11 protein-coding genes are annotated in these 15,306 nt (G+C 48.4%); all 11 read left to right on the forward strand.

The annotated features are described in order from the left end of the window. The first annotated feature begins 83 nt into the window (after positions 1–83). Complete coding sequence (gene eno, locus BM184_RS05950; protein ID WP_086942586.1) at positions 84–1,382, forward strand: phosphopyruvate hydratase; 1,299 nt, start codon at positions 84–86, stop codon at positions 1,380–1,382. A 322-nt stretch (positions 1,383–1,704) separates the two neighbouring features. Continuing rightward, the gene (serC, locus tag BM184_RS05955; RefSeq protein WP_086942587.1) at positions 1,705–2,790 is read left to right on the forward strand and encodes a 3-phosphoserine/phosphohydroxythreonine transaminase; all 1,086 of its coding nucleotides are present in this window, start codon (positions 1,705–1,707) and stop codon (positions 2,788–2,790) included. Further along, positions 2,790–3,959: a phosphoglycerate dehydrogenase gene (locus BM184_RS05960; protein WP_086942588.1), complete on the forward strand. Its 1,170-nt coding sequence runs from the start codon at positions 2,790–2,792 to the stop codon at positions 3,957–3,959. Before serC ends, BM184_RS05960 begins: the two co-directional genes overlap by 1 nt. Before the next feature lie 287 nt (positions 3,960–4,246). Continuing rightward, positions 4,247–4,486, forward strand: a complete 240-nt coding sequence (secG, locus tag BM184_RS05965; RefSeq protein ID WP_068561081.1) for a preprotein translocase subunit SecG — start codon at positions 4,247–4,249, stop codon at positions 4,484–4,486. 180 nt (positions 4,487–4,666) lie between these two features. After that, the gene (locus tag BM184_RS05970; protein WP_086942589.1) at positions 4,667–5,425 is read left to right on the forward strand and encodes an alpha/beta hydrolase; all 759 of its coding nucleotides are present in this window, start codon (positions 4,667–4,669) and stop codon (positions 5,423–5,425) included. 2 nt (positions 5,426–5,427) lie between these two features. Continuing rightward, on the forward strand, positions 5,428–7,794 hold the full coding sequence (gene rnr / locus BM184_RS05975) for a ribonuclease R (RefSeq protein ID WP_086942590.1): 2,367 nt from the start codon (positions 5,428–5,430) through the stop codon (positions 7,792–7,794). Positions 7,795–7,819: 25 nt separating this feature from the next. Then, a complete protein-coding gene (gene smpB, locus BM184_RS05980; RefSeq protein WP_086942591.1) occupies positions 7,820–8,278 on the forward strand; it encodes an SsrA-binding protein SmpB in 459 nt (152 codons plus the stop codon). 447 nt (positions 8,279–8,725) lie between these two features. Then, the gene (locus tag BM184_RS05985) at positions 8,726–10,711 is read left to right on the forward strand and encodes a fructose-1,6-bisphosphatase (RefSeq protein ID WP_086942592.1); all 1,986 of its coding nucleotides are present in this window, start codon (positions 8,726–8,728) and stop codon (positions 10,709–10,711) included. Between the two features lie 126 nt (positions 10,712–10,837). Further along, positions 10,838–11,563: a histidine phosphatase family protein gene (locus tag BM184_RS05990; RefSeq protein ID WP_310793413.1), complete on the forward strand. Its 726-nt coding sequence runs from the start codon at positions 10,838–10,840 to the stop codon at positions 11,561–11,563. A 346-nt stretch (positions 11,564–11,909) separates the two neighbouring features. Further along, positions 11,910–13,010 carry a glutamine-hydrolyzing carbamoyl-phosphate synthase small subunit gene (gene carA / locus BM184_RS05995; protein ID WP_086942594.1) on the forward strand — a complete coding sequence of 367 codons (1,101 nt, stop codon included), beginning with the start codon at positions 11,910–11,912 and terminating at the stop codon, positions 13,008–13,010. After that, positions 13,003–15,306, forward strand: a 2,304-nt coding sequence (carB, locus tag BM184_RS06000; protein ID WP_093365069.1) for a carbamoyl-phosphate synthase large subunit, incomplete at its 3' end; no start/stop codon positions are given. The genes carA and carB, both read left to right, overlap by 8 nt.

The raw sequence follows: 15,306 nt of genomic DNA on the forward strand, positions 1-15,306 counted from the left end.
CAGCTATTGCATAAAGTAAGAAAATTGTCTAAAATGATACTTGGTAACACAAGTAATTCAGCCAACTAAAAGGAGAGAAAACCATGCCATACATTACAGATATTTTAGCTAGAGAAGTACTTGATTCACGCGGTAACCCAACTATCGAAGTTGAAGTCTACACAGAGAGCGGCGCTTTCGGACGCGGAATGGTTCCATCAGGAGCTTCTACTGGCGAACACGAAGCAATCGAATTACGTGACGGAGACAAAGCGCGTTACCTTGGAAAAGGTGTTTTGAAAGCTGTAGAAAACGTAAACGACATCATTGCTGACGCTATCTTAGGTTTCGATGTACGTGACCAATTAGCGATCGACAAAACAATGATCGACTTAGATGGCACTCCTAACAAAGAAAAATTAGGCGCAAACGCAATCTTGGCAGTATCTATCGCAGTAGCTCGCGCTGCAGCAGATTACCTGGATGTACCATTGTACCAATACTTAGGCGGATTCAACGCTAAAACATTGCCAACTCCAATGATGAACATCATCAACGGCGGATCACATGCTGACAACAGCATCGACTTCCAAGAATTCATGATCATGCCTGTAGGCGCTCCTTCATTCAAAGAAGCTCTACGTATGGGTGCTGAAGTATTCCACGCATTGGCTGCAATCTTGAAATCTAAAGGTTACTCTACTGCTGTAGGTGACGAGGGTGGATTCGCTCCTAACTTGGGTTCAAACGAAGAAGGTTTCGAAGTAATCATCGAAGCTATCGAAAAAGCTGGCTATGTACCTGGTAAAGACGTTGTTCTTGCTATGGATGCTGCTTCTTCAGAATTCTACAACAAAGAAAAAGGTGTTTACGACTTAGCTGATTCAGGCGAAGGCGAAAAGACTGTCGATGAAATGATCGAATTCTACGCTGACCTATGCAAAAAATACCCAATCATCTCAATCGAAGATGGCTTGGACGAAAATGACTGGGAAGGTACTAAGAAATTAACTGAAGTTTTAGGCGACAAAGTTCAAATCGTTGGTGACGACTTGTTCGTTACAAACACTGAAAAACTTTCTAAAGCTATCGAATTAGGCGTTGCTAACTCAATCCTGATCAAAGTTAACCAAATCGGTTCATTGACTGAAACTTTTGAAGCTATCGAAATGGCTAAAAAAGCTGGTTACACTGCAGTTGTTTCTCACCGTTCAGGCGAAACAGAAGATGCTACAATCGCTGACATCGCTGTTGCAACAAACGCTGGACAAATCAAAACTGGTTCATTGAGCCGTACTGACCGTATCGCTAAATACAACCAATTGTTACGCATCGAAGATCAATTAGGTGAATTGGCTGTATACGATGGTTTGAAATCTTTCTACAACCTAAAAAACAAATAATTTTAATTGATTAACAGGAAGGCAGTGCTTGGAACACTGTCTTCACATAAAGACCGTCTGGGATGACCAGACACGAGAAAAGTCCGGCGCTTGGAACGCCGGACTTTTTTTGTTGCATAAAGCTACAACGTTCGGGTTTTGGTCGATAAATTCGATTTGGGTACCAATATTATGATATTTTCGAGGTTTGTTCCTAACATCCGTATGTAATTATTTTTGGGAAATAGGCATTTTCGCTTTCATTCGTCGCGTAATCTGCTATAATAAGATTAAATTATAATTAATAAATAATGAGGACAATTGATAAGGGGGAGACAAAAGGATGAAAAGAGCAAGAAATTTTTCCGCTGGTCCAGCAATACTACCAGAATCAGTCTTAGAGAAAGTACAGAGTGAAATGCTATCCTACAAAGATAGTGGCATGTCAGTTATGGAGATGAGCCACCGCTCCTCCTTGTTCGAAGAGATCATTTCAGATGCAGAGCAATTATTAAGGGAATTGATGAATATTCCTGAAGGCTATAAAGTCTTGTTCTTGCAAGGTGGCGCAAGCCTACAGTTCTCCATGATTCCGATGAATCTTGGAAAGGGCGGCAAGGTCGGTTACATCAACTCCGGATCATGGGCTAAGAAAGCCATCTCTGAAGCTAAGATCTTAAAAGTACCGAATATTGAAGTATTGGCTAGTTCCGAAGCGGATAATTTCACTTACATTCCTGAAATTCCGGAAACAGACGAAGCGTATGACTACATCCATATCACAACGAACAACACAATCGAAGGAACAGCTTTCCAAACAATCCCTCGTTTCGTGAATGCACCGATCGTTGCCGATATGTCTTCCAACATTTTATCCAACCGTTACGATGTCAACGACTTCGGTTTGATCTACGCTGGCGCACAAAAAAATATCGGGCCTGCAGGATTGACGATCGTAATCGTGAAAGAAGACCTGATCCAGACCGAGAATACATTGCCAAGCATGCTTGATTACCGTACGCACATCAAAAACGACTCTTTATACAATACACCACCAAGCTTCTCCATCTATGTAGCCAAATTAGTCTTCGAATGGTTGAAGGATTTGGGCGGCGTGGAAGCTATGGTAAAAATGAACGAAGAAAAAGCGGGCTTACTGTACCGTACGATTGAAGAATCAGACTTGTTCTCTTCCCCTGTTGCAGTCAATTCCCGTTCATTGACGAATATCCCATTCGTTACCGGAGACAAAGACTTGGATGCGAAATTCGTCAAAGAAGCTACAGCATTAGGCTTCCTTAACTTGAAAGGCCACCGTTCTGTTGGCGGTATGCGCGCAAGTATCTACAATGCATTCCCGTATGAAGGTGTTAAAGAATTAACAGAATTTATGAAAGCTTTTGAAGCTAAGGAAGGGAAATTCAAATAATGTTCGAGATTAAAACTTACAACGCGATTGCCCCAGAAGGCTTAAATTTACTGAATGCAGACCAATTCGCCCTTAACTCAGGCGCAAATCCAGACGGCATCATCCTGCGCAGCGAAAAACTGCACGGAATGGAATTCCCTGAAAGCTTGAAAGCCATCGCCCGTGCCGGCGCCGGCGTCAACAACGTACCCGTTGAAGAGTGTTCCGAAGCAGGCGTCGTTGTCTTCAACACACCTGGTGCGAATGCCAATGCGGTTAAAGAGCTTGTTTTGGCAGCTATGATCATGGCTGCCCGTCCAATCAAAGAAGGAATGGAATGGGTCCAAACATTAAGCGGTGACGATGTCGAGAAGCAAGTCGAAAAAGGCAAAAGCCAATTTGCGGGGACAGAAATCTCCGGAAAAACATTGGGTGTCATCGGTTTGGGTGCTATCGGCGCAATGTTGGCCAATGACGGATTCCGTTTGGGCATGGAAGTCATCGGTTATGACCCATATGTTTCTGTGGAAACAGCATGGAACATCAACCGCCGGGTCCAAAAAGCTGCTTCAATCGCTGAAGTATTGGCTAAAGCGGACTACATTTCCATTCACGTGCCAGTCAATGCCGAAACAAAAGGCATGGTTGACGCAGCCTTCCTGGCTCAAATGAAAGACAATGCTGTTCTTTTGAACTTTGCCCGCGGCGAATTGGTCAACACGGCTGATATGCTGGCAGCATTGAAAGAAAAGAGCATCCGCAAATACGTAACGGATTTCGCCGACGAAGCTTTGCTTCACAACGATGATATCATTGTAATGCCTCACTTGGGAGCTTCCACTGAAGAAGCCGAAGTGAACTGTGCAATCATGGCAGCCCAAACATTGAAATACTTCCTGGAAACCGGGAATATCGTGAATTCCGTGAACTTCCCGGGAGTCGATATCGCGATGCAGTCACCGATCCGTTTGACGATCGTCAACAAGAACATCCCGAACATGGTCGGCCAGATTTCTTCCGGCTTGGCTAAATACTTCATCAACATCGAAGATATCCTGAACCGCAGCCGTGGCAACTATGCCTACACTGTCATCGATATCGCCGAAACAGAAGAAGCAGTACTGAATGAAGTAATTGAAAAAATCAAAGAAATCGACGGCGTCGTAAACGTCCGCATCATCAGAAGATAAGAGTGCGAATCAGAACACGTTTCAAAGAGAGTGTGATGGATCCCGGGTCAGAAATCGAGCACTAAGAGGATTACCACAAAGCGGACGCTTTATGTCCGTGTGTGGTAGTCAGCTTAGGCACAGATTTCTGGGATCCAGAACACGTTTAAAGAGTGCGAAAGCGTCCGGACTGTTCCCTCCAGTGGAGGCGAGCGGGTCCGGACGCTTTCTTTTCTGAAATTGCTAGCAAAACCCTATAATTTGTGCTAAAGTTAGTAGTAGAAAATTATTATAGGGAGGTCCATCCTTTGTCATTATACGATGTACTATTAACGGCCCTGTTGGTTGTTTCTGTGCTGTTGATCATTGTTGTGCTGATGCAGCCATCAAAAACAAATGCAGCCAGCACGCTTACAGGTGGAGCGGAGCAATTATTCGGTAAACAAAAGGCAAGAGGTTTTGAAGCGGTATTGCGTCAGATCACAGTCGTTCTGGGAGCGCTGTTCATCTTGATCGCCCTGGCTTTAACTTATCTATCCTCAAATTAACTATTGCAGGCAGAAACCACATTTCCGGGTTCTGCTTTTTTTTCGTCCGAAAAGAGCGTCGTCCCAACCGTGCGGCACAATGCAATCATTACTTGGGGATTCCGTCCGCAAAAATTTGATATATTAGGAAAAAAGCTGTAAATACAGTAAAATGAAGATGAACGAGTTGGGAGGAATTTTATGAAAGCAATCAATTTACCAGAACCCTTTTTCTTCGAAGCTGGCCCGCGCGCGGTCCTTTTGCTGCATGCCTACACCGGCAGCGCAAATGATGTGCGTTTGTTGGGACGCTTTTTGGAACGGAACGGGTATACTGTATATGCACCGAATTTTACAGGACATGCGACCGGCCGTTTTGAGGACATCCTCGATTTGGGCGGCCCGGATGTCTGGTTCGCTGATGCCATGCGCGCAAAAGCAGAACTGATGGAAAAGGGCTACGATCAGCTTGCCGTATTCGGGTTGTCAATGGGCGGCATCATGGCAACAAGAGCCGTCGAAACAGGCGGATTCATCGGTGGAGGCTCCTTCAATTCACCGATCATCAGTTTTGAGGACTCCCGGGTGCCGGTCAGTTTTATGCATTTCGCCAAGCTGTCGAAAAAGAAGCTCGGCATGGCAAATCTGGAAATCGAGCATGAATTGGCATTGATGAAGCCAAAATTGAATGCCCAGCTTGCCCAATTGGATGAGTTTACGGAGCTGATCAAGGCAAATCTGGCCGATATCACAGTTCCTTATTACATCGCGCAATCCGGCAAGGATGAAATGATCAGCGCCGATTGCGGGAAATTGTTGGCGGATCGCCTGGTGGAAGCGGAAGTGGATTATCATTTCTTTCCGGAAGCAACGCACGTCATCACCGTTGGGAAAGACAGAAACGTATTTGAAGAAACAGTTTTGGCATTTTTGAACCGACTAAATTGGAATGAGGGATAAGCATGAGAAAGATAGATCAGATCCAAATTGACGTTCTAGCCTATTTTCAAGAGCACGCCGCAAAGAGCATGACCTTGAAGGAAGTAAGTGAAGCGTTGGGATACACGGATTCCGACGAATTCAAAGCATTAGTAAAAGTCTTTGCCCAATTGGAAGAAAGAGGAATTCTGGTGCTGAACAAGACCGGACAATTCCGTCTTAAAGCGCAAAGTGCCACTATGACGGGAACTTTCCGCAGCAACGACCGCGGTTTCGGCTTTGTGACCATCGACCCGAATGAGAGTGACCTCTTCATCCCGCGCGGCAAAACAGGAAGCGCTATGGAAGGGGACACGGTCGAGGTGAAGATCACCCGCGAGGCGGAGCCTTGGAATGACAGAGGCGTCGAAGCCGAGGTAACCGCTGTTTTGACCCGCAAATCGAATCAGGTCGTCGGCGAGTTTGTTCCTTACGATTCCGATCGCCGTGAAGAAACCGGCTTTTTGGGCTTTGTCATCCCGCAGGATACGAAAATCAACAGCATCGTCGTCTACATCAAACCGGAAGGCATCCATCCTGTGGAAGGCAGTGTCTGTCTGGTTGAAATCACCAGCTATCCGACACCGCAGAATCCGATCAAAATGGAAGGTCTGGTAACAAAAGAAATCGGCCACAAGGACGCACCAGGCGTTGATATCCTGGCCATCCTTTATAAATTCGGCATCCCTTCCGAATTTCCGGAAGATGTGCTTGCCCAGGCTGAAGGCATTCCTTTGGAGATTCCGGCTGAGGCGTTGGAAGGCAGACGGGATTTGCGCTCGGAACAGATCGTCACGATCGACGGCGCCGATGCCAAAGACTTGGATGATGCGATTTCCCTGAAACGGCTCGAAAATGGCAATTATCTTTTGGGCGTGCATATCGCGGATGTTTCCTATTACGTGACGGAGAATTCCCCGATCGATCGCGAAGCCTATGAACGCGGCACCAGCGTCTATTTGACGGACCGCGTCGTGCCGATGCTGCCCCAAAAATTATCGAACGGCATCTGTTCCTTGCTGCCGCATGAAGACCGTTTGACGATGTCCTGTGAAATGGAATTGGATGCGGATGGGGAAGTGGTCGCCTATGATATTTTCCCGAGCATCATCGAGTCGAAACAACGGATGACCTATTCCGACGTCAATGCGATCTTGATGGACCACGACAAGAAACTGCGTGAAAAATACAACGATTTTGTGCCGATGTTCGAGGAAATGGGGATCCTTCATGAAATCCTCCTGAAGAAACGCCAAAAACGCGGCGCTATCGATTTCGAATCGGATGAAGCGAAAATCATCGTGGACGAAAATGGCCATCCGCTGGACATCTATGTGCAGGATCGCGGTGTCGGCGAGCGCCTCATCGAATCCTTCATGTTGAGCGCGAATGAAACGATCGCCCATCATTTCACGAAGGCAAATCTGCCTTTCATCTACCGGATCCATGAGCAACCGGACCCGACCAAAATGATGCGCTTCCTGGAATTCGTGACGACATTCGGCATTCTGGTGAGCGGCACGCATGAGAACGTCAAACCGAAGCAACTGCAGGCCGTTTTGGCGAAAGTCAAGGACGAACCATACGAAGCCGTTGTTTCGACCACGCTGTTGCGCAGCATGCAGCAAGCGAAATATGATGCGGTACCGGTCGGCCACTATGGCCTGGCTGCGAAAGATTATACCCATTTCACTTCACCGATCAGAAGGTACCCCGATCTGATCGTCCACCGTTTGATCCGTACGTATGGAAAAGGCATCGCCGATCCGAAGGTGGTCGAGAAGTGGAAAGGCCAGTTGCCTGATATCGCCGTTCAGAGTTCGCAGATGGAACGCCGCTCGGTAGATGCGGAACGCGAAACCGAATCGCTCAAGAAGGCAGAATTCATGATGGACAAAATCGGCCAAGAGTTCGAGGGCGTCATCAGCTCCGTCACGAAATTCGGCATCTTTGTACAGTTGCCTAACACGGTAGAAGGCCTCGTGCATATTTCGAAAATGACTGAAGATTATTTCAACTACATCGAAAGCCATATGCTTTTGATGGGCGAACGCACCGGTGTCATTTACCGTATCGGCCAAAAAGTAAAAATCAAAGTAGAAAATTCGGATCCGGTCACGCGCGCGATCGATTTCTCTTTGGTCATCGACAAGGATAAGACCCAGAGCCAGAGTGACCAGGATCTGGTCAAACAGATCCGGGCGAAGATTCCGAAGGGCAAAAAACGGAAACCGGGCCAATCCGATCGCGACAGCGGACCGCGCAAAAAGACCGCAAAAGGAAAAGAGCCGTTCTATTCCCGAGCTGGCAAGAAAGCCAAAGGGAAGAAGGACAGAGGCAAAAAGAAGTAAGCATATGAAATGAAGGTGTCCGACTATGCCAAAAGGCGAAGGAAAAGTTTTAGCACAGAACAGAAAAGCCAGCCATGATTACATCATCCTCGACACGATTGAAGCTGGGATGGTGCTGACGGGAACGGAAATCAAATCCGTCCGCAAAGCGAAAATCAACCTGAAGGACGGCTATGCAAGCATCCGGAACGGGGAAGTGTTCCTGCAGAATGTGCATATCAGCCCGTTCGAACAGGGCAATATCTTCAACCATGATCCGCTGCGCACCAGGAAATTATTGCTGCACAAAAATCAGATAAAGTATCTGATCGAGGAAACGAAGACAACCGGCGTTACGCTGGTTCCGTTAAAAGTCTATCTTAAGAATGGCGTCGCGAAAGTGCTCATCGGACTCGCAAAAGGGAAGAAGAGCTACGACAAGCGTGATGCATTGAAACAAAAAGATATGAAACGCGAAATCGACAGAGCGCTGAAAGAAAGATAAGCATACATTTGCGCAATAAACGCGCCTGCATTCCTGATGGATTGCAGGCGCGTTTTTGCGGTTTGGGAGGCTGGGGAGGTAGGTTAACGCCAGCTCCGGTGAAGCTGCCATTGGCAGGAGGAGAGCGGCGAAATCCGCACTCACCTCCGACGAGGCAGGCTTCGCCGGAGGAGCGGGATCCGTTACGGCCGCCAACTCCGTTCAGGCCACCGCTCACCGGAGAAGGCACAAACTGCGGCTTGATCCAAGCAAGCCGTCCCGGACAGGTACACTGTCGAAATTGTGACTAATTGTGTAACTTTTGTATCTTGTCTATCATTTTTTTTTAATTCAAGCTATGATAGAAGTAATCATCTTGTCAGGAAAAATAAAGATAATCCTGTGAGCAACGTTTGCCTTGCGGGGTTCCGTTCTAAGTGAAATGACAAAAGTAGGGGTGTAATTGTAATGATAACGAAAGACAAGTATCTTCGATTGCTGGCAAAAGAATATCCGACAGCAGCAAAAACAGTAACCGAAATCATCAACTTGGAAGCCATCATGAACTTGCCGAAAGCAACCGAGCACTTCATCAGCGACCTGCATGGGGAATATGACGCCGTGCAGCATGTACTCAGGAATGGATCCGGTAACGTCAAGGAAAAGATCCGCGAGATTTTCCAGGGAAGATTGAGCACCCGCGAGATGAACCAGCTTGCGACGATTGTCTACTACCCGGAAGACAAAATCGACATGATCGTGGACAGCTTGGAATCCGAAGAGGAAATCAATGAGTTTTATTCCTTGACCTTGTTGCGCATCACGGAACTTTGCGCGTTCACCGTTTCGAAATACACGCGCTCGAAAGTCAGAAAGGCGATCCCGGCCGACTACGCCTATATCATCGAGGAGCTGCTTTTCAAAGACACAATCATGACGAACAAAGAGGATTACTACGAAAAGATCATCAAGACCGTCATCTCTTTGGACCGCGCGACAGAACTGATCGCTGCCATCTCGCATGTCATCCAGCGCCTGGTCGTCGACCACCTGCATGTTGTCGGGGACATCTACGACAGAGGCCCTTTCCCGGATAAAATTATCGACACTTTCATGGATGGCCACGAGCTGGATATCCAATGGGGTAATCATGATGTCCTCTGGATGGGTGCCGCGAGCGGGTCGGCAGCCTGCATGGCCAACGTCATCCGCATCTCTGCCCGTTACAACAACCTGGAAATCATCGAGGATGCTTATGGGATCTCTTTGCGTCCGCTGATCACGTTCGCGGAAATGGTCTACAAAGAGGACCGCTACGAACCGTTCATGCCGAAAATCAACAGCGAAGACGAAAGTAAAATCTTCCCGGAGGAAATCCGTCAGATCGCCAAAATGAACCAAGCCATATCGATCATCCAGTTCAAGCTCGAAGGGGAAATCATCAAACGCCACCCTGAATTCGACATGGCGGATCGGATGGTACTGGACTTCATCGACTACGAAACGGGAACGGTAAATCTGGACGGAAAAGATTACCCGATGCTGTGCGATTATTTCCCGACAGTCGATCCAGCCGATCCGTACCGCTTGACCGAAGAGGAAATTCTGGTTGTCGAGAGACTCATGACCGGTTTCCAGAATTCCGAAAGATTGCAGAAGCATGTCCAGTTCCTTCTCAGCAAAGGCAGCATGTATTTGAGCTATAACGACAACCTGCTGTTCCACGGCTGTGTGCCGCTGAATCCGGACGGCAGCTTCATGGAGCTGCCGATCGCTAACGTCAAGTACAGCGGCAAAGCCCTCCTGGACAAATACGAAGAAGTGTTGCGCAGAGGGTATCTGAACCGCGAAGCAACGAAACACAATATCCGCAGCCTGGATCTGATTTGGTACCTGTGGGAAGGGAAAGCTTCGTCCTTGTTCGGAAAGGATAAGATGACGACTTTCGAGCGCCTTTACGTCGCGGACAAGGAAACGCACGTCGAGAAGAAGAACCTGTATTACGAGCAGCGCGACAATGTGGAACTGTCCTACAAAATACTGAAGGAATTCGGCCTGGATCCAAAGAAAGGCCATATCATCAACGGCCACACACCCGTCAAAGAAAAAATCGGCGAGAATCCGCTGAAGGCGGACGGCAAGCTGATCGTCATCGACGGCGGTTTCTCGAAAGCCTACCAGAATACGACAGGGCTGGCCGGATATACGTTGCTGTACAACTCCTTCGGGATGCAGCTGGTTTCGCATCAGCCGTTCACTTCCCGTCAGGATGCCATCGAAAACGAAAAGGATATCGTTTCGACCCGACGCATCGTCGACAAGGAATTGGAGCGCAAGACGGTAAGGCAGACGGATGTCGGCAAGAAACTGACCCAGCAAGTCATCGACCTGCAGCAACTGCTGCGCGCCTACAAATCCGGCGAAATCGTGGAAGATCTGCTCAGCGACAAATAGTTGCACGAAATAGATGCAATCGGCCGCCGGAATTGTTAAGATAAGAGAAGGAAAGCAAGTATCCTAATGCAAAAGTAGCTTGAGAGAGGCGGGTTAACCTTGAAAAAGGGAGTAACGTTTTATTTTATGCGACACGGAGAAACTTATCTTAATAAATACAATCGGATGCAAGGCTGGTCCGACACCCCACTGACGCCCAGAGGCAGACGCGATGTCATGAGAAGCGGAGCAGGCTTGGGCGATGTCAAGTTCGATGCGGTCTACTGCAGCGACTTGAGACGGACATTTGAAACAGCACAGATCATTTTGAAAGAAAACCAGCATGCCGATCATTTGAAAGTGGTGGCCATGCCTGAGTTCAGGGAGATATTCTTTGGCTCTTTTGAAGGGCTGGATGCGAGTGAAACCTGGGGGAACCTGAATAAATTCCTGGGAAGCGCGGATGGCGAGCCGAATTATGATGCCCACCGTTCCGTCATCGAAGAGTTGAACGGATTGAAGGAAATGGATCCTTACCATGAAGCTGAAGACTACATGACTTTCTGGCTGCGCGTCGAACGCGGTTTGATCAAACTGATCGGCGAGCACCGTGATTCCGAAAGAAACATTCTGATCGTTTCCCACGGGATGACAATCCGGAACATGATTCATGCCGTCATTCCAGATTTCTCGATCGACCGCCATCTGGATAACGCCAGCATTTCGGTCGTCCGCTATGAGGATGGCTTCTATCACTTGGACCTCTACAACGGCACCGACCATTTTGTCGATGACTTCACGCCTGCCGATGAGCAGGAACCGGAAGTACACAAAGTGACGCCTGCCGATAGAATCGAAGAGGACGTAAAATAAATTATGGTCAGTACCCTTGGAACAAAACCCGTTGTTTCCAAGGGTATTTCTATGTTTAAAATTCAAAAACAATTAAAAATCACATCTTTTTTTCCTTTTTGGGAAAAATCAATTGAAAATCTTATCCAGATAGTCTAAAATTAACGTAATCCACAATACTGTACGGGATACAGCGTGGCCAGAACGTCTTTAAATTAGCACAGAGAGGCTAACAAGGCATGTGAAACGATTAATGTAAACAACCGTTGAAACACGCCCAATAATAGGTGTGTTTTTTTTACATTTTCCTATTTTTCATGCAAGCGTGAGGTATGTACCTTGTCAATCAGAAATCAGGAGGAAGAACATGAAACAACGTAGATTTTTAGTTTTAGAAGATGGCAGCTGCTATCCAGGATATGCTTTCGGATCAGAAAAGGATGCAATCGGGGAGATCGTATTCAACACAGGGATGACAGGTTACCAAGAAACTTTGTCCGATCCTTCCTACACAGGCCAGATCATCACTTTCACGTATCCGTTGATCGGCAACTACGGCATCAACGAAGATGACTTTGAAGGCGTGCATCCGGGCTTGAAAGGGATGGTCGTGCATGAATTGGCGGAACATCCAAGCAACTTCCGCTGCACCAAAACGTTGGATGTAGCTTTGAAGGAATTTGATGTACCAGGAATCTACGGCGTGGATACACGCAGCATCACAAAAAAAATCCGCAATGCCGGCGTTATGCGCGGCACAATGGTAAAAAATGCGGACAATTTGGATGAAATTGTCGCATCGTTGAAAGCCTACGAATTACCGGTTGACGAAATCCAAATGAATTCGACGAAAGAAATCAAAAAATATGCGGGTGAGGGACCACGCGTTGTCTTGCTTGACTTCGGCTTCAAGGACAACATCCTTGCAGAATTATTGAAAAGAGGCTGCGAAGTCATTTTGGCTCCTTGGAACACAAGCGCAGAGGAAGTTTTAGCTTTCAACCCGGATGGCATCATGTTAAGCAACGGACCCGGAGATCCGACATCCGTTCCGGAAGCCATCGAAACGATCAAGCAATTGATTGCGCAGGAAAATCTGCCGATGTTCGGAATTTGCCTAGGACACCAGTTGATTTCATTAGCCGGTGGTGCGACAACCTACAAAATGAAATTCGGCCACCGCGGCGCAAATCATCCGGTGAAGGATCTTGCAACCGGCAAAATCAGCTTGACGAGCCAAAATCATGGCTATGCTGTGAATGAAGACAGCCTGAGCGAAACAGACTTGGTCGCAACTCACCGTGCTCTGAACGACGGCACGAACGAAGGCGTCAAACACAAAACCAAACCGGTCTTCTCGGTTCAATACCATCCGGAAGCAGCGCCGGGACCGCACGATGCAAATTACTTGTTCGATCATTTTGTAGATATGATGAAAGCAGTCCAAGGAGGAAAACAACATGCCTAAACGTACCGACATTCAATCCATCTTAGTGATCGGCTCAGGCCCAATCATCATCGGCCAAGCAGCTGAATTTGACTATGCCGGAACGCAAGCATGCTTGGCGTTAAAAGAAGAAGGATACAAAGTCATTTTGGTCAACTCCAACCCTGCTACAATCATGACGGACGTTGAAATCGCCGATAAAGTCTACATGGAGCCACTTTCTGTGGAATTCATCACGAACATCATCCGCAAAGAGCGCCCCGATGCCTTATTGCCGACATTGGGCGGCCAGACCGGGCTGAACATGGCGGTGGAATTGGATAAAGCAGGCGTGTTGGAAGAATTCAATGTCGAGTTGTTGGGAACAAAATTGAGTTCCATCCAACAAGCCGAAGACCGCGACCTGTTCCGCCAATTGATGGCGGAATTGAATCAGCCGGTCCCTGAGAGCGACATCGTCCACACAGTGGCGGAAGCATTAAGCTTCGCCGCGGAAATCGGTTATCCGTTGATCGTCCGTCCGGCCTTCACGATGGGCGGCACCGGCGGCGGCATCTGCCATAATGAAGCCGACCTGCGCGAAATCGTAGCCAACGGCTTGCGCTACTCACCGGTGACGCAATGTCTGCTGGAAAAATCGATCGCCGGCTTCAAGGAAATCGAATACGAAGTGATGCGCGACAGCAACGACAACGCAATCGTAGTCTGCAACATGGAAAACATCGACCCGGTCGGCGTCCACACAGGCGATTCCATCGTCGTGGCGCCTTCCCAGACCTTGTCCGACAAAGAATACCAAATGCTGCGCGATGTCTCCCTGCAGATCATCCGCGCCCTGAAAATCGAAGGCGGCTGCAATGTCCAGTTGGCATTGGATCCGTACTCGTTCGACTACTACATCATCGAAGTGAACCCGCGCGTCAGCCGTTCTTCGGCTTTGGCGAGTAAAGCGACCGGTTATCCGATCGCGAAGATGGCGGCGAAGATCGCGGTCGGCCTGACCTTGGATGAAATGAAGAACCCGGTAACCGGCACGTCTTACGCGGCTTTCGAACCGGCTTTGGACTACATCGTATCCAAAATCCCGCGTTTCCCGTTCGATAAATTCGAAAAGGGCGACCGTACCCTCGGCACACAGATGAAAGCAACAGGCGAAGTCATGGCCATGGGCCATACGTTCGAGGAATCGATGCTGAAAGCCGTCCGTTCTTTGGAATACGGCGTCAACCATCTGGCATTGCCGAAAGACCAAGGTCAGACTGTGACGATGGAAGAAATCGAACAGAATATCCGCGTTGCTTGCGACGAACGTCTTTTCTATCTGGGAGAAGCGTTGCGCCGCGGTGTGACACCGGAAACGATCCACGAATGGAGCGAAATCGACTACTTCTTCCTGTACAAATTCAAGCACATCATCGACTTGGAGAAGGAAGTGGCGGCAGCCGAACCGAAAGACCTGGAGATCCTGCGCGAAGCGAAGAAATACGGCTTCCGCGATGAAATCATCGCGGAATTGTGGGGAATGGCTTCGGAAGACATCTACGCGTTGCGCAAAGCCAACGGCATCGTTCCTGTCTTCAAGATGGTGGATACGTGTGCGGGCGAATTCGAATCCTTCACACCGTACTTCTACAGCACGTATGAGATGGAACAGGAATCTTTCCCGAGCGACCGCGAAAAAGTCATCGTCTTGGGTTCCGGTCCGATCCGTATCGGCCAAGGGGTCGAGTTCGACTACGCAACTGTGCATGCGGTCTGGGCAATCCAGGAAGCCGGCTATGAAGCGATCGTCGTCAACAACAACCCGGAAACCGTTTCGACAGACTTCTCGATCTCCGACAAGCTGTATTTCGAACCGCTGACCGAAGAAGACGTGATGGCGATCATCGATCTGGAACAACCGTTGGGCGTCGTTGTGCAGTTCGGTGGCCAAACGGCCATCAACCTGGCCGACAAATTGGTCAAACACGGCGTGAAGATCCTGGGCACGAGCCTGGAAGATCTGGACCGCGCTGAAGACCGCAAATTGTTCGAACAGTTGTTGCGCGACTTGGATATCCCGCAAGCACCCGGCAAAACAGCCGTGACCGTTGAAGAAGCGGTCGCAGTTGCCGACGAAATCGGTTATCCGGTCTTGGTGCGTCCGTCCTACGTATTGGGCGGCCGGGCGATGCAGATCGTCTACAACCAAGCCGATCTGGAGAAATACATGCGAGAAGCGGTCGTGGCCAGTCCTGAACGTCCGGTCCTGGTCGATCATTACCTGATCGGACAAGAGCTGGAAGTCGATGCGATCTGCGACGGTGAAACCGTCCTG

Origin of the sequence: Trichococcus pasteurii (assembly GCF_900112935.1) — a bacterium.
GTDB lineage: Bacteria > Bacillota > Bacilli > Lactobacillales > Aerococcaceae > Trichococcus > Trichococcus pasteurii.

Excerpts from the sequence above, each read along its gene's own strand:
- eno (WP_086942586.1), top strand. The coding sequence starts at position 84 with ATGCCATACATTACAGATATTTTAGCTAGAGAAGTACTTGATTCACGC.
- serC (WP_086942587.1), top strand. The coding sequence starts at position 1,705 with ATGAAAAGAGCAAGAAATTTTTCCGCTGGTCCAGCAATACTACCAGAA.
- BM184_RS05960 (WP_086942588.1), top strand. The coding sequence starts at position 2,790 with ATGTTCGAGATTAAAACTTACAACGCGATTGCCCCAGAAGGCTTAAAT.
- BM184_RS05970 (WP_086942589.1), top strand. The coding sequence starts at position 4,667 with ATGAAAGCAATCAATTTACCAGAACCCTTTTTCTTCGAAGCTGGCCCG.
- rnr (WP_086942590.1), top strand. The coding sequence starts at position 5,428 with ATGAGAAAGATAGATCAGATCCAAATTGACGTTCTAGCCTATTTTCAA.
- smpB (WP_086942591.1), top strand. The coding sequence starts at position 7,820 with ATGCCAAAAGGCGAAGGAAAAGTTTTAGCACAGAACAGAAAAGCCAGC.
- BM184_RS05985 (WP_086942592.1), top strand. The coding sequence starts at position 8,726 with ATGATAACGAAAGACAAGTATCTTCGATTGCTGGCAAAAGAATATCCG.
- BM184_RS05990 (WP_310793413.1), top strand. The coding sequence starts at position 10,838 with ATGCGACACGGAGAAACTTATCTTAATAAATACAATCGGATGCAAGGC.
- carA (WP_086942594.1), top strand. The coding sequence starts at position 11,910 with ATGAAACAACGTAGATTTTTAGTTTTAGAAGATGGCAGCTGCTATCCA.